The organism is Streptomyces coerulescens (assembly GCF_042657965.1).
Lineage (GTDB): Bacteria > Actinomycetota > Actinomycetes > Streptomycetales > Streptomycetaceae > Streptomyces > Streptomyces coerulescens.
The window spans coordinates 474,913-497,679 of sequence record NZ_JBHSKM010000024.1 but is presented as its reverse complement, the minus strand read 5'-3'; the positions used below and the strand labels follow the sequence as shown (position 1 = coordinate 497,679).

Below are 22,767 nucleotides of genomic sequence, written 5' to 3'. Positions count from 1 at the left end.
CCCCGACGAACCGGAAGGAACGCTCATGACCCAGCCCGAGCGCCTGCGCGCTCTCGCCCTGACGGGTGCCGTGCTCACCGCCGCCGCGTCCGCCGTCCTCACCGGCGCGGGCCCGGCTGGCGCCGCGATCCACACCTGCAGCATCTCGGGCGACCGGACCCAGTGCGCCTACGTCACCGGCATCGACGCCGGATCCCACCTGGCCGTGCGGACCGCACCCCACTACAGCGCCCCGAAGTCGCCCGTCTTCGGCCAGTACCACAACGGCGACGAGCTCGGCCTCATCTGCTGGACCACGGGCGACCCGGACGCGGACGGGCACGGCTACCGCTACTGGATGCGCGTCGACAACGGCATCGGGGACGGCTACGTCAACGACTGGTACCTCGACACCGGCGGCCCGGACACCTGGAAGTCCCGGCTCCCGCAGTGCTGAGCCGCGGCCCGTGGCTCACACGAGGTGGGCGAACACCACGAGGTTCGCGGTGTAGTCCTTGACCTGTCGGTCGTAGTCGCCCGCGCAGGTGATGAGGCGGACCTGGGCGCGGGGGGTGTCGGCGTAGACGCGGTCGCTGGGGAAGTTGTCCTTGTCGAAGGTCTCCACGCTGTCGACCTCGAAGGACGCGCTGCGCCCGTCGGAGCGCACCACCTGGAAGCGGTCGCCCTTCGCCAGCCCGCCGAGGTTGGCGAAGACCGCGGCCGACGTGGCCGTGTCCACGTGCCCGGCGATGATCGACGTGCCCGGCTCACCGGGGGAGACCCCGTCGGCGTACCAACCGACGAGGTTGGTGTTGTCGGCCGGCGGGGGTTCGAGCCGGCCGGCCGGGCCGATGGCGAGGTCGGTGAAGGGCGCGTTGACCGAGACCTTGGGGATGAGGAGCCTGAGCGGCCGGGCCCGGGGCAGATGCTTGCCCACGGGTCGCGAGTCGGGGGACGTCGCCCGATCCCGCGCGGGGGCGTGCGACTCGTTCTCCCCGAGGGCGTGCCGCTCGGCCGAGGCGGCGCGCGGCGCGCCGTTCCCTCCGGAAGCCGCGTCCTCGCCGCCGCTCAGGGTGACCGCCAGGACCATCATGGCGATCGCGCTCCAGAACGTCGCCATGGCCACCCGCCTTATCCGCCGCGAGGTGGCGGAGCCGGTGGGGTCGGGCGGGGCCGGATCGGTGTCGGGGGAAGGGGAACGGCCGGCGGGCATCGGGCAACCACCTCACTCAGGCACGGCAGCGAGCACACGGAAGGGGAACAACCGGCGGGGCCGCCGCGATGCGCGGCGCACGCGCGACGGCCACGGCGGCTGTGTCATCGGGCATGGTCAGGCCGTGGTTCCGGAGGCCTTCTTACGGCGCACGACGTACGCACCGGTACCGGCGACGGCGAGCGCGGCCAGCCCCGTGGCGGTCACACCCGACGAGGCGAGGCCGCCACCGCCCGTGTGCATCCCGCCGTGCGGCTTGTCGTGGCCGGAGCGCCAGGACTCCTCGTCGTGGTCGCCGCCCCACGAGTCCTCCTCGTCGCCCTTCCACGAGTCCTTGCCGTGGTCCTCCTCGCCACCCCAGCTCTGCTCGTGGCCGCCCTCCTTGCTGCGGTAGCTGTCCGGGTCGTGCTTCGGGTCCTTGCCACCGCCCCAGTCGTCGCCGTTGGTCACGGCGGCCAGCGCTCCGCCACCCGTGTGAATCGCGCCACGCGGTCCGTCGTGGTCGCCCTTCTCCTCGTGCTCCTTGCTGTAGGACTGGTCGTGGTCCTCGGACTTGCCGTGCTCCTCGGACTTGCCGTGCTCCTTGCCGTGGTCCTCGGCTTTTCCGTGCTCCTCGGACTTGTCGTGCTCCTTGCTGTGGGAGCTCTCCTCCGGGTCCCAGTCACCCATGGTGACGGCGTAGGCGGCGGGTGCGATCGCCAGCGCGGCCGCGGCCGTCGCGGTGGCGAGCAGCATGCGAACAGAGCGCATAGGTGAATCCTTCCGTCATGGCCTGGGCGGTTGACGCTTCATCACCACTGGAAGCCAGGCCTTGACGTGATCCACCGTCATTCATGTCTTTCGGACGCACCATCCGAAGCGATCACTCGGGTTACGAGCACACCCTGACGGCCCATGTCCACACGCCGCGCCGCTCGGGGGCGTCGTATTCACCCGTCGAGGTTTGCGCCGCCCCGAAGTGGTGAGACGCGTGGGATGTCACAGCCCGTCGCCACCGCCACCGCCCGCGATCGCCCCGCAGGGCCGTCACCTGCGCCTTCGAAGCACCGGGACGCCTTCTTCGACAACGCCAAGTACGCGGCGATCGTCCTGGTGGCCGTGGGGCACGCGTGGGAACCGCTGCGCGACGGCAGCCGGACCGTCTCCGCCGTGTACATGCTGGTGTACGCCTTCCACATGCCGGCGTTCATCATCATCTCGGGCTATTTCTCCCGCAGCTTCGACGGCCGCCCGGAGCAGCTGAAACGCCTGGTCACCGGCTTGATCGTGCCGTACGTCGTCTTCGAGACCGCGTACACCCTGTACACCCGTTGGACGGATCAGGTGCCGGACCGGCCGATCAGCCTGCTCGACCCGCTGTATCTGACGTGGTTCCTGGTGGCGCTGTTCGTGTGGCGACTGACGACGCCGCTCTGGAAGCGGGTGCGTCTGCCGCTGCCGCTCGCGCTGGCCGTGGCGATGCTGGCCACGCTCTCGCCGTCCATCGGCAACGACCTGGACCTACAGCGCGCCCTTCAGTTCCTGCCGTACTTCGTGCTGGGGCTGTCCCTGAGGCCCGAGCACTTCCGGCTGGTCCGGCGCCGTGCGGTGCGGATCGCGGCGGTACCCGTGTTCGCCTGCGCCTTCGCGGTGGCGTACTGGGCGGTGCCGCGGATGACCGGCGGCTGGTTCTACCACCGCGACAGCGCTGAGGAGCTGGGCGCGCCCCAGTGGTACGGGGTGGTGATGACGCCTGTGCTGTTCGTCTGTTCGCTGGTGCTGGTGGCCTGCTTCCTCTCCTGGGTGCCCGGCCGGCGGATGTGGTGCACGGTGCTGGGCACGGGCACCCTCTACGGCTATCTGCTGCACGGTTTCGTCGCGCAGGGCTCCAAGTACTGGGGCTGGTACGACCCGGCCTGGATCCACCGGCCGCTCGGCGCGGTGGCCGTCACCCTGGTGGCCGCCGCGGTGGTGACGGTGCTGTGCACGCCGCCCGTCCGGCGGGTCCTGCGGGGTGTGGTGGAGCCGGAGATGCGATGGTTGTTCCGTAATAATCCGGACAAATCAGGCAAGGAACGGGTCCCTGTCGTGCGGGCCTGACTCCCGTCAGGGCTCGCTCACCAGTCCTGTGATGTGCGAGGTAACGGTGTCGAGGATGTCGTTCCAGGCCCCCTCGTCGCCGAGCACCAGATAGTTCAGGGTCAGCCCGTCGGTCATCGCGGCGAGGTAGCGGGCCAGCACCGGAGCGGGGACGCGCAGCCGCAGGCCCATCGTCCGCCCCAGTTGGTCGATGAGGTCGGCGTAGGTCTCGGCGTACAGCTCGTACTGCCGTCGCGCCAGATGCTCGAATCCGGGCTGGCGCAGGGCGTACTGCGCCAGCTCATAGGTGAGCATGTGCTCGTCCGGGTGGGCCCGGACGTGGTCCCAGTACGCCTGGAACCCCGCCCGGACGGTCTCCTCCAGGGTGCTCCGGGGCCGCAGCGCCTCCTTCACCAGCGTCACGTAGTGGCCGGTGATGGTGGTGATGACGGACTCGATCAGCTCCTGCTTGGAGTCGAAGCAGTAGTGGAAGACGCTCAGCGAGACGCCCGCCTCGGCGGCGATGGACCGGGTGGTCGTCCTGGGGACGCCGTCCCGGGCCATCGCCCTGATCGCCGCTTCGGTGAGCTGTCGCCGCCGCTCGGCGGACGGCAACCGTGCCATGGAGTGCCTCTCGTGGGGGTCAGCTGCTGTGGACGCCGACCTCGTAGAGGGAGTAGCCCCAGTCGGTGCCGCGCTGCTGGCCGTGGACGCGTACGTACCTGGCCGGAGTGCCGGTGAACCTGGCCGTGTCCAGGCCGCCGTCACCGGCGGTCGTGGACCAGGCGGTCCGCCAGTTCACGCCGTCCGTGGAGAGCTCGATGCGGTAGGCCTTACCGTACGCGCGCTCCCAGTCGAGGGTCACCCGTTTGACCACGCGGCTGGAGCCGAGGTCGACCTGGAACCACTGGTCGTCGCTCCAGTCGCTGGCCCAGCGGGTGCCGCCGTCACCGTCGACGGCCCGGCCCGGCTGGTAGCTCGTGAACAGGCTCCACTCCGAGGAACTGGCGGACGTGGCCGCGCCGCGGGCGAGGTTCAGCCCCGCCTCGTGGCCCTCGGAGGCCGCCCAGGTGTCGAGGTAGGACTCGGCGCCCCGGAAGAGGTCGTCGACCACGTCCTGGCCACCGACCCGGCGGATGTCCTCGATCCAGTCCGGGACGAGGCCGTAGTGGGCCGCGCCGTCGGTGTTGAGGTCCCAGGTGCGCTGACCCGTGGTCTGCCGGTCGATGACGGAGCCGCCGTCGGTGCTCTTGAACGGGTACGTCACCTTGTTCGGGGCGTCCGCGCCACGCGGGCCGGGCCAGCCGCCGACGCCGTTCATGTCGGTGCCGTAGCCGTAGCCCACGCCGTACTTGTCGCGCAGGGCCTCGGTGCGCTTCGCCTCCGAGATGAAGCCCTCCGAGCCGTGCATGTACTGGGCGATGAAGCCACCGAGGCCGTAGACCCGCTCGGTCCAGTCCATGTCCATCCAGCTGTGCGAGGACAGGACGCCGGGGTAGGACGCGGACTCGAAGATGTCGAGCGCCCGGCCTGCGGCCTTGACACTCATGTGGTCGATCTCCAGCATCATCCCGCGGTTCATCATGCCCCGTACGGCGTACTCGCCGAGGCCGGTGAGCCCTCTGACGTTGCACTGCGCGTCCGCGTCGTAGGACGGAACCTCCACGCCGGCCGGGAGTTCCTTCTCCGCCTCGGCCGCGGTGGCGTTGCCGATCGGGTTGTCGTGCTGCGGGCCCTTGCAGGTCTCGGTCTTCCAGAAGGTGCCGGTCGACAGGAACTGGCCGACGTTGATGGCCGTGCCGAGCCCGCCGGAGTCGAAGCGGACGCCGCACAGGGCGTTGTCGAACTTGTGGCACAGGAACATGCTGCGCACGCCCAGCGAGTACAGCTCGTCCAGGCCCTTGTCGATGTCCTCCTTGCTGCACTGCGCGATGTCGAGGATCTGCTTGCAGCCGAAGGGCTCGGAGGTCTCCACGCCGAGGACGACCGCCAGCTTGCCCTGCTCGATGACCTGCCGGGCCTGCGCGCTGTCGGTGACGATCCGGAACCAGCCCTTTCCGGTGCCGCCGTACATCTTGTCGATGAAGGCCTGCATGTCGTACGTCAGCTTGGCCTGGAGCCGGATCGACGTCATCTCGTCGCAGCTGCGGTCCTTGAAGAAGTACACCGAGCAGATCACGCCGTTGGTGACGAGGTCGTTGACCAGGACGCGCTGGCCGCCGCGCCAGGCGCGTTCGACCCAGGTGTAGTAGTTCTGCTGGTGGGTCAGCGAGTCATGGGCGGGCCAGTCCTTGAAGGTGGGCCAGCCGACCGGGTCGTGCTTGCCGTCGCCGCCGTTGGTGATGAAGTCGAAGATCGCGAGCGAGCCGTCCGGGTAGTGCTCGGGACAGTCCTTGAGGGCATCGGCGACGCCCTGCTCGGAGAACGGCTTTCCGCAGATCAGACGGCCGCCGAAGGCCTCGTTGGAGAAGATGTGGTCGTGCGCGTCGACGAACCCGCGGACCTCGCCCTTGGCGTTGGTGCCGGTGAAGGGCTCCCCCGTGACGTTGATCTGGGAGTCGGGCGCGGGCCGTGCGGTCGGGTCCCACCAGTTGGTGCCGGCCGCCGAACTCGGGGTGGGTCCGAGCGCGATGGACAGCACGAGCAGGAGGAGCGACACCACGGTGACGTTCTTGCGTCTGCGGTACGGGCGTCCGGCAGTGGTCACAGCCCACGTCCCTCGGTCGACGGGAAAGCGGGGTCGATTGTCATGACCTCGCAATATGTGCGACGAGGATGGCCACTGACGCATGACGAGTCAAGGGTCCGGGACAAATGACCTACTGACCGGTCACAAGTGAGGCGCCGACGGGGAGTCGGCTCAACTCGGGTGCGTGACGCGGATCTTCGACTGACCGTGCGGGAGTTCCTCCCAGTCCGTCATGAAGCGGGCCCGCAGCCCGTGCCGCTCGGCGAGTGCCGTGAGGGTCTCGGTGCGGTAGTAGAAGTCCTCCCGCAGGACGTGGTGCTCCTCGCCCTCGGTGCGGTCGAAGGTGAAGTCGAACCAGCCGCCCGGCGCCAGCACCCGGCCGACGTTGGCCAGGCACTCCTCGATGACCGGCAGCGGCGAGTGCGAGAAGACGCTGTGCGCGTGCACGACATCGAAGTGGGCCTCCGGCAGGAACCGCAGCGTCAGGTCGCGCACCGGGGTGAGCGTGGGCAGCCGCTGCTGGAGACCCATCGTCACGACGGTGTCCTGCGCGGCGAAGAGGATGTCGGGTGAGATGTCGATGCCGTAGTAGTGGCCGGGCTCCAGGTGCCGGATGAACCGCCAGCCGCCGCGCAGGTTGCCGCAGCCGATCTCCAGCATCCGGTGCCCGGGGCGCAGGCCGTGGCCGACGAGGTAGTCGAACTGCATCTCCCCCAGCGCCAGCCACCGCTCCCGGTTGTGGCTGCCGACGGCCGCGTCCGGGTCGGCCCGGGTGTCGGAGCGCATCACGGCCCGGTAGTAGGAGACATGGTCCGGGTGACGGCGGCGCAGCCATATGTCGCGGGCCGAGCGGGCCAGATGGCGGGGCACACGGTCGGGGTGACGCAGCGCGTAGGCCAGGCGGTGACCGAGGGCCGCACGGTTCACGGTGAGGTTCTTGGCCGGCATGGGGATCCTGCCTCCCTGGGGTCGGGGTACCACCGAGGATGCGCAAGACGGTGCCGGGACGCCACAGGTGCGGGCCGGCGGGCAGAGTTCGGTCGCGGGACGCACCGGCACCGGGTGCGGACGAAATGTCGGCCGTATGGGTGAGGAATGTGATGCGGGGAGGGGTCCCGACGAGGTGTCAGTAACGTCGCCGACGTGGCGTACGTATACGTGATCAATCGTGAAGAAGAGCCCTCCGAGTCGGTGACGGGGCGCTATCACAGCGCCCGGTCGGGGAGGCTGCGCTGGTTACGGCCGCGCTCGCGGCGACTGTTCCGCCGGGGGACCGTGCGGCATGCCCGCTGGCGGGCGAACGGTGACCCGGCGGACCTGCGGGAGGCGCTGAGAGATCTGTCCGAGGCCGCCTGGGGCCGTGCGCTGACCGTGCGTGACATGGACCGCAGGCCGCGCCACTGGGCCGCCTACGCGAACAACTTCGGCGTCGCCCTGCTCGACGAGTATCAGCGCACCGAGAAGACGCAGGTCCTCGACACCGCCGTCGTCTTCCTGCGGGAATCGCTGGCGGCCCTCACCGAGGACAGCCCGGCACGGGCCAGGGCCCTGACGAATCTCATCGCGGCGGTGACGGCCCGCGCGGACCTGCCCGAGGAGGCCGAGGACCTCCCGGACCTCTCCGGGCTGCAGCGCGACCTGAGCGAGACCACGTCGGCTCCGGCCCTGGCCCGGCTCGCGGCCGCCTCCGCGTACGGATACGCCGCCGCCGACCGGGACGGACCGGCCGCCGGACTCGACGGACTCGGCGCCGCCGTCGAGCTGTTGCCGCGGGCGGCGTGGTGGGGGCACAGCCGCACCACCCGGGAGGACGTGCTGGCCGACCACACCGGCCTCGCGACCGACGCGGCGGCGTGCGCGATCGAGGCCGGCCGGCCCGCCCGCGCGCTGGAACTGCTCGAAGGCGGCCGTGCCGTGCTGTGGCAGCAGTTGCTGCGCACCCGTGCCGACCGGACCAGGCTGTACGAGGTGGCGCCGCGGCTGGCCCGGCGGATGGACAAACTGGCGGCCACCCTGGAACGGGACGGCGGTATGCCCGCCGACCGGCGGATGGCCCTGGTGCACCGCTGGGAGAAGCTGGAGGACCGGGCGCAGGCGAGGTCGCAGCGCGAGTGGACGGCCCTGGCGGGGCGGGCTCAACAGGCGCTGCCCGACGCGGTCTTCACGCTGCCGGCCTTCGGTGCGGATCTGGCGCCCGCCGGTGCGGAGGGGCCGGTCGTGGTCGTCAACGTCAGCCGCCTCGGGTGCGCCGCGCTCATCGTCGAGGACGGCACTCGGGAGCCGCGCACGGTCGCTCTTCCCGACCTCACCCACGACGAGGCCCACGCCCGCGCCCGGCGGTACGTCGCGGCGATGGCCGACGGACAGGAGGACGGCCGCGAGCAAGTCGTCGGCGAGACCCTGGAGTGGCTGTGGCGCGTGATCGCCGAACCGGTCCTGCACGCCCTCGAAGGAGGCGCGGAGCACGACGGCGAGTCCCGGCCGCGCCTGTGGTGGTGTCCCACGGGACCGCTGGCCACGCTCCCGCTGCACGCGGCGGCCCGGCAGACGCCCGGGGAGCCGTCGGAGGCCGCCGGTGCCGGTGTGCTGGACCGGGTCGTCCCGTCGTACACCCCGACCCTGCTCGTGCTGGTGCGGGCCCGTGAGCAGCGGGGCGTTGCCGAGCGGAGCGAGGAGCATCGACTGCTGCATGTGACGGTGAGCGAGGCCGCCGGGCAGGCGAGCCTCCCGGGTGTCGCCCGCACGAGCGCCCATCTGGCGGAGCTGTTGCCGGCGGACCGGCGCACCTCGCTGGAAGGGGCGGCGGCCACCCGCGAGTCGGTCCGGGCGCAGTTGGAGCGACATCTGTGGGCCCACTTCGACTGCCACGGCGTGCAGGACCTCGACCAGCCCTTCCTGGGCGGACTGGTGCTGCACGACCGGACGCTCACGGTGGCGGACCTCGCCGGGATCCGGCACGACCGCGCCGAGTTCGCCTTTCTGGCGGCCTGTTCGACGGCCGTCGGCGGCACCCGGCTCCCCGACGAGGTCATCACCCTGACGTCGGCGCTTCAGCACTCCGGATACCAGGAGGTCATCGGCACGCTGTGGTCGGTGCCCGACCGGTCCGCGGTCCGGGTGACCCGCACGCTGTACGACCAACTGGCGCTGGACGGGCGGCTGTTGCCGTCGCGGAGCGCGCGTGCTCTGCACAAGGCGGTGTGCGCGGAACGCGAACGGCTGCCCGAGCACCCGAGCGCCTGGGTACCCTTCCTGCATGTGGGGCTGTGAACCGCCCATGGATCACGACGAGTTGCTGCGGCACCGGATCCTCTACGTCGACGGCGCCGTGGACGACGACCTCGCCAACCGTGTGGCGGCCCGGCTGCTCCTGCTGGACCGCGAGAGCCCGGCCGACGTCACGATGTACATCAACTCCGCCGGGGGCTCGGTCGGCGCCGGGATGGCCGTGATCGACACGATGCGGTACGTCTCCTGCGATGTGGCCACCTGCGCGATCGGCGTCGCCGCCGGGATGGCGCAGTGTCTGCTGACGGCGGGCGCCAAGGGCAAGCGCGGCGCGGTGCCGCAGGCCCGGATCCTGATGCTCGCGCCTTCGCTCGAAGGAAGCGGCGCGGTCGAAGAGGCGGGCCGTGACGAGGCGTTGGAGCGGACCCGGCTCCAGGTCTCCGCCATGCTCGCCGCGGACACCGGGCAGACCGCCGAGCGGATCCGGGCGGACTGGGGGCCGCACGCGTGGTTCACCGCCGAGGAGGCCCGTGCGTACGGCCTCGTCGATCACATCGCCGCCCCGCGGCCGGTACCCCGCCCGGCCCGGCCGGCCGCCGCGTCCCTGGAACAGGGCGTACGGCGTATGGCGGTGGACGTCCTTGCGGACGTGCTGGTGTGGCGGCTGGGGCGGGACCGGTGGGAGGCGGTCGGGCGAGGCCTGGACGCCATGCGGCGGGCGCTCGCGGCCGGGGACCCCGCCGGGCTGCGGCGGGCGGTGGCGGACGTGGAGATGGCCGGCCCGCACCGCATCCTCGGGCTGGAGGACTCGGCGCTGCTGCCGCTGCCCGAGCGGCACCGGGAACGGGTCAACGAGCTCATCCACCAGCTGGACCCCGAGCCGCCCGAGCAGGGCCGACAGGCCTTCCCGGACGACGACTTCACGGCTTGTGGAGATGCCGGTGCTCCAGGCTGAGGCGCTCGGCGTGCATCTGTTCTTCGTCACCGGAGGGGAGCGGCAGGAGGACGCCCTCGCTCTGCTGCGGGAGACCTGGGAGCGGTGCGGCACGGTGCTGGGCATGACGGAGCCGGTGGGTCGGGTCGGCGTCGGCATACGGCCCGAGGGCGGCTGGGAGGCGCTGGCGGACGGGACCGGGACAGGCACCGGTGCGGGTACGGGGGCCGCAGGGCTGCTCGCGGCGCGGGGGCGACCGGGTCCGGGACTGCGCCAGGCGGCCCTGCGCCGGGAGCACGACGTGCTGTGTCTGTCGGTCATGCTCGCGCCGGACGCCGCCGAGGGGCTCGGCTGGGCGGAGCTGGACGCGCTGTGGTCGGCGGCCCTGCCGGGCGGAGCGACGACGGAACGGCCGGGCAGCGGGCTCCTGGGGTCGGCCCGGCTGTATCTCGCGCGGCCGGCCGCATCGGACGAGCGTCCCTCGCCGGACCCGGACGGATGGCTCACCGAGGCCGTACGCACGCGTGTGCCCGCCGATCCGACCGCGCCGGACGCTTGGGCGGACGCGGGCACGGCCGTCCGTCAGGGCTTCGCGGTGTGGGAGGCCTCGGCGGCCCGGGACACCCGGGCCGCACGGCGCCTGGTCGTGATCGCCGCGCGGGACCGCGATCCCGAGCTGACGGCCTGGACGTGGACGACCCGGGCGCGCGGACTGCCGCCCTTCGCCCGGTACCTGCTGCACGCGGCCAAGATCCGCTATCAGCTGCGGGTCCGGGACGCGGCCGGGGGCATCGGCCGGCTGCGCGCCGACACGGACACGGCCATCACCCGGCTGCTGGCCCTGACCGCCGATCCGCACGGCCCCAGTCGCCGGTCGGACCTGCTGCGGGCCTCCCATGTTCTGGTCGGCCTGCAGACGCGGGAACGCGGCCTGGTCGACCGTTCCACCCGGATCCGGGAGATGGGCCGCACGGTCGAGATCGCCGCCGCCAATCTCGCCGCCCTGTGCCAGGACCCCGCCACAGGCGGGCCGTTCGCGGACGACCGGGCGCTGGCGGAGTGGTTCGTCCAGCGACTCGACGACGAGGCCACCTACCTGGAAGCGGCCCTGCGGCGTGCCGAGCAGGTCGGCGCGCTGGCCGATCAGTCGCTCCAGCGCACGCTCCAGCGGCGCCAGGAGACGGTCAACCTCGGTCTCACCGGCGCGATCGGCGCGATCCTCATGAGCCTCGCCGCCGTCCAGTCCCTGCAGTACACGGTGCCGCTGCCCGGCCCGGTCAAGCCGGCCGTCGTGACCGCCCTGGGCGCCCTGGCCCTCGTCGCGTCGCTCGTCGTCCTGCGGGCCGTGGCACCGGGCCGACGCTGGTCGCTGACGCTCCTCCGGCTGGGCGTGGCCGCGCTCGGCGCGGCGCTCGGCTGGACGGCGGCCGCGGCGGGAGGCGGCGCGCCGAGCCCGGGCTGGACCTGGCTGTGCGCGGCGGCCGGGGCGGCGACGGCCCTCGGCATCGCGGTGACGGCGACGAACCGGGGCGACCCACGGCAGTAGCCGCGGTGCGGTCGCCGCGCGAGAGGACGTACGGGTTTCGAGGCGTCGGACGGCCGACGACCGGGGAGGACAGGATGAGTCACAGCAGCCCTTGGCACGGCGGGGACGGCTCGCGGCGGTTCGAGATCCAGCGGGCGAGGCCGGTCGCCTCGGGCACTCCGCATCCGAGGCCGCCGGGTGACGGCTACCGCCCGCGCGGGGCCCCCGACTATCTGGCCTCGTGGAACCCCAGGAAGCTGTTCCAGGAAGGCATGGCCGCGCACGCCCGGTTCAAGACCACCGGCAACCGCGTCAGCCTGCGGCAGAGCATCGCCAGGTTCCGTCGGGCCGTCGAGCTCACGGCCGACGACGGCCGCCAACTGGCCGTCTGCTCCAACAACCTGGGCGTCGCCCTGCACGACCGTCACAAGCTGGAACGGGGCTCCGGCGAGCCCGGACCCGACGACCTCGACGAGGCACTGCACCACTTACTGCGCGCCTGCAAGACCTTCCCCCAGGGCTCTCCCCGCCATGCAATGGCCCTCAGCAGCCTCTTCCTCGCCCTGGAGGACCGGCTCGCACTGCCGCAGCCGCTGCCCAGGGACCTGCGCCGCCGGCTGCCCTCGCTCCGGGACCTGCGCGGCCGGGTGGGGCGCACGCCGGGTGTGGAGGTGCTCGTACGGCTGAGGGCGGCGTACGACAGCGGGACGGCCGCGGCGAGCGAGGAGGGGCCGCGGGCGGGGCACGACCAACTGGCCGGCGCGCTGCGGCTGCTGGTGCGGGCCCTGTACCCGGCGCAGGAGCAGGCCCTGGACGTGCTGGCCGCGTTCCCCGGTCTGGCGTCGAAGGCCGCGGCCTGTGCCCTGGCCGCCGACCGGCCGGCCCGTGCCGTGGAACATCTGGAGCAGGGCCGGGCCCTGCTGTGGCGGCAGCATCTGCGCACCCGCTCCCTGCGCGAGGAGGTCCGGGAGCGTGCGCCGGAGGTCGCCGAGGAGATGGACCGGGCCCACACCGCGCTGGAGCCGCGGCTCGACACGCCCACCGGCAGCCCGCGTTCCCGCATCACCCCGCACGACATCCGGATGGCCGGCCTGGACGGCGACGACCGGAGGCTCGCCCGGCTGCTGGGCCGGCTGGGCGGAGCGCAGCGGCCCGAGTCGCCGTCGGCGAGCCGTGCCGAGGAGGACTGGCGGGCGCTGACGCGGCGCACCGCGCTCTCCGGCCTGACGTACATCGAGCCGGACTACGACAGGGACCTCGCACCCGCCGCCGGGGAAGGCCCCCTCGTCTACGTCAACGTCAGCCCGTGGCGCTGTGACGCGCTGATCGTCCGGCAGGACGGCGACGGCCCCGAGCACGTCCCGTTGCCCGACCTGACCGCCCAGGACGCCCAGGACCGGGCGCTGACCTATCTGGCCGCGATGACCGAACTCTCCGGGGAGGAAAGGGAGGACACCGTCCTGGACGTCCTGGACTGGCTGTGGCGCACCGTCGCGGCGCCCGTCTTCCGGGCCCTCGACCTGCCCTCCCCCGGCTCCCGCATGTGGTGGATCCCGACGGGCCCGCTCACCACGCTCCCGCTGCACGCCGCGGGCAGCCGCGGGGCCTCCCCGGAGGACGGGTCGTCCGTGCTCGACCTGGCCGTCTCCTCGTATGCGCCCACCTTGCTGGACCTGGTGCACGCCCGTGCGGTCCGCGACGAGCCGGAGGCCGTTCCGTACGGCAACCGCCGGCTCCTGCTGGTCGCTCCCCACCCCGAGCTCCTGCCCGGCTCGGCACGGATCCGCGCGCACTTGGAGGCACGGTTCGGCCCCGAGGACCGCACCGTGCTCAGCGGCCCCGAGGCGACCCGTGCCCGGGTCCGTGACGCCCTTCCGAAGCATGCCTGGACCCACTTCGACTGTCACGCCGAACAGGATCTGGACGACCCGCTGCGCAGCCGCCTCTCCCTGCACGACGATCCGCTCACCCTCACCGACCTGATCGAACTGCCCTCGTCCCAGGCGGAGTTCGCCTTCCTCGCGGCGTGTGCGACCGCCGCGGGCGGCGAGCTGGTGCACGACGAGTGGATCAGTCTCGCCGCAGCCCTGATGTACTCCGAGTTCCAGGCCGTCATCGGCACCCTGTGGCCGGTCTACGACTCGCCGACCGCACGCATCACGAGGAACGTGTACGACCGTCTCGCCGCCGAGGAGGAGCGCCCTCTCCTCTCGCACGTCCGCAGCGCTCACGCCCTCCAGGCGGCCCTGCGCGAGGAGCGGCTGCGGCTGCCCGAACACCCCAGCGCCTGGGTGTCGTTCGTCCACTACGGCGTGTGAGCAGTCTGGACCAATGCCTCCCGATCCTCCATGATGACGCCGCCATGACAGGCCGGTTTCCGGCGGCGCTGCCCTGCAAGAACACACAGCCCTCGGGAGGGTGACCGTGCGCGGATCCATGGTGGGAGCGACCCTCACCGCCGTACTCCTTCTGGTCCCGTCGGCGAACCTCCCGGAGGCCGCCGCCGCTGCCGGACCGCGGCCGGCCGCGGAGCCCGCCGCGGTGTCGCAGGCGGAGGACTGGACGCCGCCCCTGAGCACCCGGGGCCGCTGGATCGTCGATGCGGACGGAGACCGCTTCAAGCTGCGCTCCGGCAACTGGCACGGCGCCAGCGGCACTTGGAACGGCTCCGGCGACACCGAGGACGACGCCAACCACCACGCGGGCGAGAACTCCGGACGGATGCCGCTCGGCCTGGACCGGGCCCCTATGGCGGAGATCGTCGCCGGGTTCCGGGAGATCGGGATCAACAGCGTCCGGCTGCCCTTCTCCAACGAGATGATCCATGACAGCCGCCCCGTCACCGACGACTCCGTGGCGGCAAACCCCGCCTTGCGCGGGAGCACCCCGCTCCAGGTGTACGACGCGGTGGTGCGTGAGCTCACCGGGGCCGGTCTCGCGGTGATCCTCAACAACCATACGAACACCACGCGTTGGTGCTGCGGAGTGGACGGCAACGAACGCTGGAACGCGAGCCGGTCCACCGCCGCCTGGGAGAGCGACTGGCTGTTCATGGCCCGCCGCTTCCGGGACAACCCGCGCGTCGTCGGCGCCGATCTCTACAACGAGGTGCGCCGGAACATCTGGGACGACCCCAACTGGGGGCTCGGCGACGACCACGACTGGTTCGCCGCCTCGCAGCGCGTCGGCGACCGCATCCTGACCGAGGCCAACCCCCATCTGCTGATCGTCGTCGAGGGCATCAACTGGACGGGCGTCCCCGTGGACGGCTTCCCGCACGAGCGCCCCACCCTGGAGCCCGCCCGCGGTCTGTCGCACACCCTCGTCGACTCCGGCAAGCTCGTGTACTCGGCCCACTTCTACGACTACACGGGCCCGAACCACAGCGGCGCCACCGGAACGGGCGAGACCAGCGACCCCCGTTACCGCGATCTGAGCCCCGCCGATCTGATCGCCGTGCTCAACCGCCAGGCGTTCTTCGTCTCCGCCGAGCAGGACCGGCACTTCACCGCCCCCGTCTGGATCAGCGAGTTCGGCGTCGGGGGCCGCGCCGAGACCGGGCAGAAGCCGCGCGCCTGGTTCGAGAACTTCGTGGACCAACTCATCCGCACCGACGCCGACTTCGCCTACTGGCCGCTGGTCGGCCGGCACGACAACCGGCAGGGCAACGGCTGGGCGCTGCTGCACTGGGACGCCGAGGGACGCCGGATGGGCCTGTACGACGGTGACGACTGGCGGGCCGCCGCCTGGACGCGGCTGATCCGGGCCGAGGGCCGCACCGGACCGGTGGCGCCGGTCGCCGAGTGGTCCATGCTCAGCCCCGACCACGGCGACTTCGTGCAGTCCCGGCGGATGCGCGCCCTGCCCGACTGGGACTCCGGCGCCCGCAAGTCGGTCTGCCCCGACGGGCAGCGGCTCCTCGGCCTCGCCCACACCGGAAACCGGGGGCTGTGCTCGGACGTGAGCGCGGGCGCCCTGTGGGCCCCGGCCGGCGGACATGAGGTGGTCGTCGACGAACGGCACGTCCGTCCCGGTGGCGACTGGGCGTCCGGGTACACCAAACTCCAGTGCGCCGACGGGCAGTTCCTCATCGGGTACAGCGTCCGGGGCGCGGCCGTCTCCGCCGCCCTGTGCGCCACCGCCCCGGCCGGGAGGCTCGGCACGAGCGGCCGTACGGTCTGGTTCGACCGGGGCGACAACCGGGGGCCGGCCGCCAAGGGCGGCGACTTCGCGTACGGCCGGTACAAGGGCCAGTGCGCGGACGACGAGTACGCGGCCGGGATCGCCTACACCGGCCGGGTGGGGTCGGCGCGCACGCCCGACGCGCTGTACTGCCGAAAGCTGGGCTGAACGCCCGGACCGGGCCGACACGCCCACGGACGGCCCCGGACCGGGGAGCCGGGAGGAACGCGTCGGGAGATGCTGGAAGCCGGATGCGGATCACCTGTGCTGTCGCCGTGCTCGCCGCCGCGAACCTGCTGAACAACTGGCTCGCGCGGAGCCCCGCCATGTACGTGCTCATCTGCGTGACCGCGACGGCCGTCCTGCTGCTGATCGCCCGCTGGGACGGACTCACCCGGGCCGACCTGGGGCTCGACCCGGAGGGGGTGCGCAGGGGCCTGCGGTGGGCGCCGGTCCTGGTGGCGATCGTCCTGCTGGTCCTGCTGGTCCTCCTCGCCCTTCCGGCCGGGCGGGATGCGTTCCGGGACGCGCGGGCGGCGGATCTGTCCCTGGAGCGGATGCTGTTCGGGGCGCTGGTGCGGGTGCCCTTCGGGACCGTGCTGCTGGAGGAGACCGCCTTCCGAGGTGTGCTGTGGGCCATGCTGCGGCGGCGGTACGGAACGGCGTGGGCCACCGGTCTGTCGTCGCTGCTGTTCGGGCTGTGGCATGTGATGCCCTCGCGGGGCATCAACCGCTCCAACGCGGCGGTGGGCTCGCTCTTCGGCGACGGACCGGCCGGCGTGGCACCGACCGTGGCCGTTGCGGTCGCCGCCACGGCCCTCGCCGGGGTGGTCCTGTGCGAGGTGCGCCGCCGCTCCGGCAGCCTGTTGGCACCGATGGCCCTGCACTGGTCGGTGAACAGCCTCGGTTACGCACTGGCCTGGGCGGCGCCCCGCTGGTGGCTCGACGGCTGAACGGTCAGAAGTTGATCATGTGACCGGCGAGGCCGTGCACGGCCTCCTTGACCGCCTCGCCGAGGGTCGGGTGGGCGTGCACATTGCGGGCGACCTCGTGCACGGTCAGGTCCCACTGCTGCGCCAGGGTCAGCTCCGGCAGCAGTTCGGTGACGTCGGGGCCGATGAGGTGGCCGCCGAGGAGCTCGCCGTACTTGGCGTCGCTGATCAGCTTCACGAAACCGGTCGCGTCGCCGAGGCCGTGCGACTTGCCGTTCGCGGTGAACGGGAACTTCGCCACCTGCACGTCGAAGCCCCGCTCGCGGGCCTGCGCCTCGGTCCAGCCGAAGCTGGCGACCTGCGGCTGGCAGTAGGTGGCCCGCGGGATCATCACATAGTCGAGCTCCATCGTCTCCGCGTCCGCGATGGTCTCGGCCGCGACGATGCCCATCGCCTCGGCGGCGTGCGCGAGCATCAGCTTCGCCGTCACATCGCCGATGGCGAAGATGTGCGGGACGGACGTACGGCAGCGGCCGTCGATGTCGATCGCGCCGCGCTCGGTGACGGTGACGCCGGTCTTGTCCAGGCCGTAGCCGTCGATGTTCGGCTGGAAACCGATCGCCTGGAGCACCTTGTCGGCCTCCAGGACCTGCTGTGTGCCGTCCTTGCCGGTGACCGTGACGCGCACCTGCTCGCCGGACTCGTCGACGGTGTCGACCCGGGTGGAGGTCAGCACGTCGATGCCCAACCGGCGGTACTGCTTGGCGAGTTCGGCGGAGACCTCGGCGTCCTCCAGCGGAACCATGCGGTCCAGGAACTCGACGACGGTGACCTTCACGCCGTAGTTGTGGAGCACGTACGCGAACTCGACGCCGATCGCGCCGGCGCCCGCGATGACGATCGAGCCCGGCAGTTCCTCGGCCAGGATCTGCTCCTCGAAGGTCACCACGCGGGCGCTGCGCCGGGTGCCGGGGAGCAGCTTGGGCGTGGCGCCGGTGGCGATGATGCAGTGGTCGAAGCCGATGGTGCGGGTCTCGCCGTCGTAGCCCGCCACCTGGAGGGTGTGCGGGTCGAGGAAGGTGCCCCGGCCGTCGATCTCGGTGATCTTGTTCTTCTTCATCAGGTAGTGGACGCCCTTGACCCGGCCGTCGGCGACCTTGCGGCTGCGGCGGAACGCCTCGCCGTAGTCGAAGCTGACCTGCCCGTCCACCTTGATGCCGAAGGTCTTGGCCTCGCGGGTGAAGATGTGCGCCAGTTCGGCGTTGCGCAGCAGGGCCTTGCTGGGGATGCAGCCCACGTTCAGACAGATGCCGCCCCAGTACTTCTCCTCCACGACCGCGACCCGCTTGCCCAACTGGGCGGCGCGGATGGCGGCGACGTAGCCGCCGGGGCCCGCGCCGAGGACCACGACATCGAATCGCTCGTCCTGCTCGACCATGGGGAGTTCCTTCCTGAGGGCGTCGTCCTGCTCTGCCGGTACCGGACTTCCGTCTCGCGACGGTGTCCGGCTTCTTCCAGCATGACCGCATCCACGAGGTCGTGTGGCGATGCGGGAGGGTGACGGTGATCTCAGGTGGTGTGTGCCGCGTCGGTCGCCGCGGTTCCCGGTGCGGGTCAGCCGAGGCAGAGGACGTTGAGCACGCAGAGCTGCGCCGGTCCGGTCTCCTCCGGTGCGGGGCTGGTCGGCGCCGGGGACGCTCCGGAGTCCGCGCCGTCCGTCGGGGCCGGGGCGGGCGTCTGCTGGTCGGCGGACGAGCCGCCGCCGTTGCCCGGGTGTCCGCCGGAGGGCGGGGCGACGGTCTGCGTCTGCGGGACCGTGGTCGCCGTGGGACGCGGGGTGGCGGCGGCGTCCGGTCGGGTGAACTGCCGGGTGGCGTGCGACGTGGACACGGGCTCCCGCGCGACGTCCGTCGGGGACGGCTTCGAGGAGGGCGTGTCGGTACGCGGGGCCTTGTGCGCGTCCGGCGGCGTGGATGCCGGGCGGGTGAGCTCCGTGTGCTGCTGCGGAAGCCCCACTTCCGGTCGCTCCGGGGCGGTGGCGGCCTGGGCCTTGTCGCCGGCCCCCCGGTCCATCGACGCGACGGTGAGTCCGCCGCCGACCAGGGCAACGGCGGTCGCGACGACGGCCCGGCGCTGGTTCTTCTTCCAGCGGGCCCGCTGACGACGCCGGGCCGCCCGGCCCTGCGGGGCGACGGACACGCCTTCGGCGCCCTCGACTTCGTCGGCCGGGGCGGGCGACGCGGTCGCGTCCGGCTCGGCCGACGGCGCCGCCTCGTCACGGAAGTAGCCGTCGTACCAGGTGTCGACCGCGGGGCTGCCCCACGCCGGCGTGACGCCCGCCGCCGGGCCGGGCGCCGTCGACGTGGCGGAACCCCCTGCCGCGGAGGGAGCGATGTCCGGGGCGTAGGCACCGCACCCGGGGCACACCAGAGCCCCGTTGAGGTGGCGCCGGCACGAGGAGCAGTAGTCCATCTGCGGTCTTTCTGGCTTGACTGCGCCGGCAGCCCTGGTCGGCTGCGGCCTGGTCACATGCACGTTCGGGATCGAACGGCCAGAACGCTAACGAGGCTTTCGACGGGCTGTGTGCAGCCTGGGTGATACTCCTGCGCAGATGTCTCAGGAAGTGTGTACGCCCGGTGACCCGCTCACAGGTCACAGCACCCCTCGCGGCGCATGCGGCGGCTCACCTCCAGCCACGGTTCCTTCACATGTCGCCCGGCGCCGGCACCGAAGGCGTCCACCAGGTCCGACTGCTCGAAGAGCACGCCGCCCCGCAGGACCGCCGCCGTACGGATCAGCGTGGCGAAGTCGGTGAACGGGTCGCCGTCCACGACCGTGAGGTCGGCCAGCTTGCCCTCCTGAAGCGTGCCGAGGTCGGCGTCGGCGCCGAAGACCCGGGCCGGCAGCAGGGTCGCGGTGCGCAGCGCCTCGGCGGGCGGGAGACCGGCGCGGTGCAGGGCGCGCAGGGCGAGGTGCAGATGCAGTCCGACCGGGACGAGGGGCTGGTCCGTGCCGAGCGCGATCAGCCCACCGCCCGCGAGGATTCCCCGGTAGACGTCCATCTCCCGCTCCAGCGTGGCCAGTTGGGCGTCGGTGGGCGGTTGCCCGGCCTGTTCGCGGACGAGTGCGGTGTCCCACGGCGGCATGAGCGCGGTCACCCGTGGATCGTCCGCGAGGGCGGGGTCGCCGCCGAGGAGAGCCAGCGCGGTGAACGGTGTGGCGACGAGGTGGAAGCCCGCGACGGTGTAGATCTCCCGCACGTCCTGGAAGGAGCGCCCGGACGCGGAGGTCGCGTGCCCGAACTCCAGCCGCTGGGTGGCCTGCAAATGCGTGGTCAGGTCCTGACCCAGCTGAACGCCCGGTGTGCACAGATGGCTGCCGCCGCGCACCCCGAGCCGCTCGTGCCCGAAGTCCGCGGCCTCCTTCATCACCCAGCCCGGGGCGCGGACATACGTCTTCACGAAGTCCCAGTCCAGGGCCTCCGCCCGCGCGAGCGTGCGTTGCAGGCCCTCGCGGGTGCGGTGGGCGCGGCCCATGCTGTAGGCGACGCGGGGCCCGTCGATGAGTTCGCCGGTGGCCAGCAGCCGGGGCCCGGCGAGCGCTCCGGCGGCGACGGCCTCCCGGATGCGGGCCTGCTCGTAGGCGAAGCCGCCCAGCGAGACGGCCGTCGTGATGCCGTACGCGAGCTGGAGCGCGGTCTGCCGGCCGCCGTAGGTGGTCTGCCAGGGGTGGGTGTGCGCGTCCCACAGTCCCGGGATCACGGTGCGGTCGCTCGCGTCGACGCGGCGCGCGGCCGGGCGGCCGGTGCGGTGCGGGGACACCTCGGCGATACGGCCGTCGCGGACCACGACATCGATGTCCTCGCGGACCTGGGTGCCGGTGCCGTCCCAGAAGCGTCCGGCGTGCACGACGGTGTCGGCCGGGCGTGGTCGGCGGTAGTCGAGCGGGACGCGGACGGTACGTGCCCGGCCGCTGCCGATGTCGAGCAGGCGCAGACGGCCCGCCGACAGGTAGAGCAGGGTGCGGGCGTCCGCCGACCAGGACGGGTGGTCGGCGGGTTCGGTGGTGAGGCGGCGCGGGTCGCCGTCGGGCGTGCCGTCGGCGCGCACCGGCAGCAGCCACAGCGCCGACTCCGCGACGACGGCCATCCAGCGGCCGTCGGGCGACCAGACGGGGCCGGAGTCGTAGCGGTCGGAGAGCGAGGTGTGCGGGGCGAGGGCGTGCAGGGCGGCCTTGCCGGTGGTCGTGTCGACGACCCGGATGAGGTTGTAGCCCTCCCGGAAGCGCTGGTTGAGGCGGTTGCGGTCGCACAGGGCCACATACCTGCCGTCGGGCGACCAACTGGGGCGGCCGGGCACCCCGCCCCCGCCGAGCGGTGCGGCGAGGACCCGTTCGGCGCCGTCGGGCAGGTCGCGCACCACGAGGTTGCCGGACATGTCCAGGCACGCCAGCCGCGTCCCGTCGGGCGACAGCGCGGGGAAGACACGGCCCCCCTCGGCGAGCACGGTCTCCTCACCGGAGCCCAGGTCGCGGCGCCGTACGGCGAAAAGCCCGGCTCGGTCGTCCGCGTACACCAGCCCCGTGCCGTCGGGCGTCCAGACCGGCGCCAGCACATAGCGGGTGGCGGGGACCTGCAGCACCTTGCGGGGTGTGCGGCCGCCCGTCGTCCCGGTGGTCCACAGTGCGTTCAGCGCGGCGAACGCGACGCTGCGGCCGTCCGGTGACAGGGCGGGCAGGTGCAGCGCACGGACGGGACGGGTGCCGGCGCCCTCGAAGTCGTACGCCTTGCCGCGGTAGCGGGGCCGGTCCACGGGCAGGGCGGCGGTGAACGGGATCTCCTCGCCGTCGCGCGGCGCGTCGGGGTCGACCAGGCGGAAGTGGCCGTCGACCGTGAGGAGCAGCCGCTCGCCGTCCGTCCAGCGGGGCGGCGCGGGCAGGACGTCGCCCTCGACGGCGACCGGTTCGCCGTCCACGACGAGGGTGCAGGACGCCGCAGGTGAGGCGGTGGTGCGCAGGTACGCCAGGCGCCCGGCCGGGGAGACGGCGGGGGTCATCAGCTGGGCGCCGGAGTCGTCGGTGTGGTCGGTGGTGACCGGGCCCGAGCCGTCGGCGGCGACGGACGCGATCGTGGTCGCGCGCAGGGTACCCGTGGCGGTGACGCCGGCCCGCACGAAGAGGACCCGCTCCCCGTCGGGCGACCACGCCGGGTCGAAGTCCTCCCAGCGGGCGTCCTGCCCAGGGCCCTGTTGTCCGGGGTGCCCGGTGAGGCGGGTCGGCTCGCCGGTGCGCACGTCCACGACCCAGATGCGGTACGGGGCGCCGGTCACGGTGTCGCCGCCGCGCTCGGAGGCGAACGCGATCCGGGTGCCGTCCGGCGACCAGGCCGGGCCCCGGTCGTCCCACGGCCCGTCGGTGAGCCGACGCAGCCCCGAGCCGTCCGGCCGCAGCGTCCAGAGGTGGAAGCCTCCGCCGCGATAGGCACAGACGACGAGTCGGCTGCCGTCGGGCGAGAACTGAGGGCGGGTGGGTTCGAGTCCTGGTGAGGTGAGAGGTACGGCGGTGCCGCCCTGGCGCGGGACGGACCACAGCACGTTCTGCACCTCGGCGACGAGCCGGTCACCGGCGGGGGCGAGGGTGGCGGAGCCGCCGGTGGCGGCGGTGAAGGAGAGGGTGGTCGTACCGGAGGCGGCGGAGGTGGCGGAGGCCACGGCCGGCGTGCCGACGGTGGCGAGCGCGGTGGCCGTGGCGGTGGCCTGAAGGAATCTGCGGCGGGAGAGCGGGCCGTAACGGAGGGCGCCGGAGGTGTCTTCGGTGTCCAAGGGAGCTCCCAGTGCACGGAGTTGACGGGTCGGACGGGAGAGACCACTGGTGGCAACGTACGTCGCGGCACCCGGTTACGGGCCCCGCGGCGGCGGTTCTCGGCCGTTCTTCGCCCCGGCCGGGCCCGAAAGAGGTGCGGACGGCGGCCGCCTTCAGCAGTTGGGCGGCGACGAGCCGGCGGGGCGAAACTTTCGCGTCGCCCCGTGG

The 22,767-nt window shown here is 72.6% G+C and carries 16 protein-coding genes; 8 read left to right on the top strand and 8 right to left on the bottom strand.

Going from position 1 to position 22,767, the window contains the following annotated elements; translation table 11 throughout:
* Positions 1-25 precede the first annotated feature (25 nt).
* Positions 26-436, top strand: coding sequence for a hypothetical protein (locus ACFPQ9_RS31700; protein WP_380861120.1), 411 nt, complete (start codon positions 26-28; stop codon positions 434-436).
* A 15-nt stretch (positions 437-451) separates the two neighbouring features.
* Here ACFPQ9_RS31700 and ACFPQ9_RS31695 read toward each other — a convergent pair whose 3' ends face one another.
* Together ACFPQ9_RS31695 and ACFPQ9_RS31690 are read right to left on the bottom strand one after the other, a co-directional pair.
* Complete coding sequence (locus ACFPQ9_RS31695; protein WP_380861117.1) at positions 452-1,192, bottom strand: class F sortase; 741 nt, start codon at positions 1,190-1,192, stop codon at positions 452-454.
* A gap of 117 nt (positions 1,193-1,309) precedes the next feature.
* A complete protein-coding gene (locus tag ACFPQ9_RS31690; protein WP_380861114.1) occupies positions 1,310-1,942 on the bottom strand; it encodes a hypothetical protein in 633 nt (210 codons plus the stop codon).
* A gap of 225 nt (positions 1,943-2,167) precedes the next feature.
* On the opposite strand from ACFPQ9_RS31690, the gene ACFPQ9_RS31685 reads away from it, so the two are divergent.
* Positions 2,168-3,271: an acyltransferase family protein gene (locus tag ACFPQ9_RS31685; protein WP_380861111.1), complete on the top strand. Its 1,104-nt coding sequence runs from the start codon at positions 2,168-2,170 to the stop codon at positions 3,269-3,271.
* Between the two features lie 6 nt (positions 3,272-3,277).
* Here ACFPQ9_RS31685 and ACFPQ9_RS31680 read toward each other — a convergent pair whose 3' ends face one another.
* From ACFPQ9_RS31680 to ACFPQ9_RS31670, 3 genes are all read right to left on the bottom strand, one after another.
* Entirely contained in the window at positions 3,278-3,874 is a 597-nt protein-coding gene (locus tag ACFPQ9_RS31680; RefSeq protein ID WP_030947931.1) for a TetR/AcrR family transcriptional regulator, read from the bottom strand.
* Between the two features lie 19 nt (positions 3,875-3,893).
* Entirely contained in the window at positions 3,894-5,957 is a 2,064-nt protein-coding gene (locus ACFPQ9_RS31675; protein WP_380861108.1) for a galactose-binding domain-containing protein, read from the bottom strand.
* A 153-nt stretch (positions 5,958-6,110) separates the two neighbouring features.
* On the bottom strand, positions 6,111-6,887 hold the full coding sequence (locus ACFPQ9_RS31670; protein ID WP_380861105.1) for a class I SAM-dependent methyltransferase: 777 nt from the start codon (positions 6,885-6,887) through the stop codon (positions 6,111-6,113).
* A gap of 195 nt (positions 6,888-7,082) precedes the next feature.
* On the opposite strand from ACFPQ9_RS31670, the gene ACFPQ9_RS31665 reads away from it, so the two are divergent.
* The 6 genes from ACFPQ9_RS31665 to ACFPQ9_RS31640 all read left to right on the top strand — a co-directional run bounded on the left by ACFPQ9_RS31665 (position 7,083) and on the right by ACFPQ9_RS31640 (position 16,761).
* Positions 7,083-9,209 (top strand): CHAT domain-containing protein, encoded by a 2,127-nt coding sequence (locus ACFPQ9_RS31665; protein WP_380861102.1) that lies wholly within the window; start codon positions 7,083-7,085, stop codon positions 9,207-9,209.
* A gap of 7 nt (positions 9,210-9,216) precedes the next feature.
* Positions 9,217-10,122: a CATRA system-associated protein gene (locus tag ACFPQ9_RS31660; RefSeq protein WP_380861099.1), complete on the top strand. Its 906-nt coding sequence runs from the start codon at positions 9,217-9,219 to the stop codon at positions 10,120-10,122.
* Positions 10,109-11,647 carry a CATRA conflict system CASPASE/TPR repeat-associated protein gene (locus ACFPQ9_RS31655; RefSeq protein ID WP_380861096.1) on the top strand — a complete coding sequence of 513 codons (1,539 nt, stop codon included), beginning with the start codon at positions 10,109-10,111 and terminating at the stop codon, positions 11,645-11,647. The genes ACFPQ9_RS31660 and ACFPQ9_RS31655 overlap by 14 nt, the downstream gene beginning before the upstream one ends.
* A 74-nt stretch (positions 11,648-11,721) precedes the next feature.
* Entirely contained in the window at positions 11,722-13,944 is a 2,223-nt protein-coding gene (locus tag ACFPQ9_RS31650; protein ID WP_380861093.1) for a CHAT domain-containing protein, read from the top strand.
* A gap of 118 nt (positions 13,945-14,062) precedes the next feature.
* Positions 14,063-15,976: a glycoside hydrolase family 5 protein gene (locus tag ACFPQ9_RS31645; protein WP_380861329.1), complete on the top strand. Its 1,914-nt coding sequence runs from the start codon at positions 14,063-14,065 to the stop codon at positions 15,974-15,976.
* An 83-nt stretch (positions 15,977-16,059) separates the two neighbouring features.
* The gene (locus ACFPQ9_RS31640; protein ID WP_380861090.1) at positions 16,060-16,761 is read left to right on the top strand and encodes a CPBP family intramembrane glutamic endopeptidase; all 702 of its coding nucleotides are present in this window, start codon (positions 16,060-16,062) and stop codon (positions 16,759-16,761) included.
* A 4-nt stretch (positions 16,762-16,765) separates the two neighbouring features.
* On the opposite strand, the gene lpdA is transcribed toward ACFPQ9_RS31640, so the two are convergent.
* From lpdA to ACFPQ9_RS31625, 3 genes are all read right to left on the bottom strand, one after another.
* The gene (lpdA, locus tag ACFPQ9_RS31635) at positions 16,766-18,178 is read right to left on the bottom strand and encodes a dihydrolipoyl dehydrogenase (protein WP_380861087.1); all 1,413 of its coding nucleotides are present in this window, start codon (positions 18,176-18,178) and stop codon (positions 16,766-16,768) included.
* A 176-nt stretch (positions 18,179-18,354) separates the two neighbouring features.
* Positions 18,355-19,212 carry an SCO2400 family protein gene (locus tag ACFPQ9_RS31630; protein ID WP_380861084.1) on the bottom strand — a complete coding sequence of 286 codons (858 nt, stop codon included), beginning with the start codon at positions 19,210-19,212 and terminating at the stop codon, positions 18,355-18,357.
* 173 nt (positions 19,213-19,385) lie between these two features.
* Complete coding sequence (locus tag ACFPQ9_RS31625; RefSeq protein ID WP_380861081.1) at positions 19,386-22,559, bottom strand: amidohydrolase family protein; 3,174 nt, start codon at positions 22,557-22,559, stop codon at positions 19,386-19,388.
* Positions 22,560-22,767 lie beyond the last annotated feature (208 nt).

Bases quoted from the DNA above. Each gene is read 5' to 3' on its own strand.
- ACFPQ9_RS31650 (WP_380861093.1), top strand. From the start codon at position 11,722: ATGAGTCACAGCAGCCCTTGGCACGGCGGGGACGGCTCGCGGCGGTTC.
- ACFPQ9_RS31700 (WP_380861120.1), top strand. From the start codon at position 26: ATGACCCAGCCCGAGCGCCTGCGCGCTCTCGCCCTGACGGGTGCCGTG.
- ACFPQ9_RS31695 (WP_380861117.1), bottom strand. From the start codon at position 1,192: ATGCCCGCCGGCCGTTCCCCTTCCCCCGACACCGATCCGGCCCCGCCC.
- lpdA (WP_380861087.1), bottom strand. From the start codon at position 18,178: ATGGTCGAGCAGGACGAGCGATTCGATGTCGTGGTCCTCGGCGCGGGC.
- ACFPQ9_RS31630 (WP_380861084.1), bottom strand. From the start codon at position 19,212: ATGGACTACTGCTCCTCGTGCCGGCGCCACCTCAACGGGGCTCTGGTG.
- ACFPQ9_RS31685 (WP_380861111.1), top strand. From the start codon at position 2,168: ATGTCACAGCCCGTCGCCACCGCCACCGCCCGCGATCGCCCCGCAGGG.
- ACFPQ9_RS31660 (WP_380861099.1), top strand. From the start codon at position 9,217: ATGGATCACGACGAGTTGCTGCGGCACCGGATCCTCTACGTCGACGGC.
- ACFPQ9_RS31645 (WP_380861329.1), top strand. From the start codon at position 14,063: ATGGTGGGAGCGACCCTCACCGCCGTACTCCTTCTGGTCCCGTCGGCG.
- ACFPQ9_RS31640 (WP_380861090.1), top strand. From the start codon at position 16,060: ATGCGGATCACCTGTGCTGTCGCCGTGCTCGCCGCCGCGAACCTGCTG.
- ACFPQ9_RS31670 (WP_380861105.1), bottom strand. From the start codon at position 6,887: ATGCCGGCCAAGAACCTCACCGTGAACCGTGCGGCCCTCGGTCACCGC.
- ACFPQ9_RS31680 (WP_030947931.1), bottom strand. From the start codon at position 3,874: ATGGCACGGTTGCCGTCCGCCGAGCGGCGGCGACAGCTCACCGAAGCG.
- ACFPQ9_RS31690 (WP_380861114.1), bottom strand. From the start codon at position 1,942: ATGCGCTCTGTTCGCATGCTGCTCGCCACCGCGACGGCCGCGGCCGCG.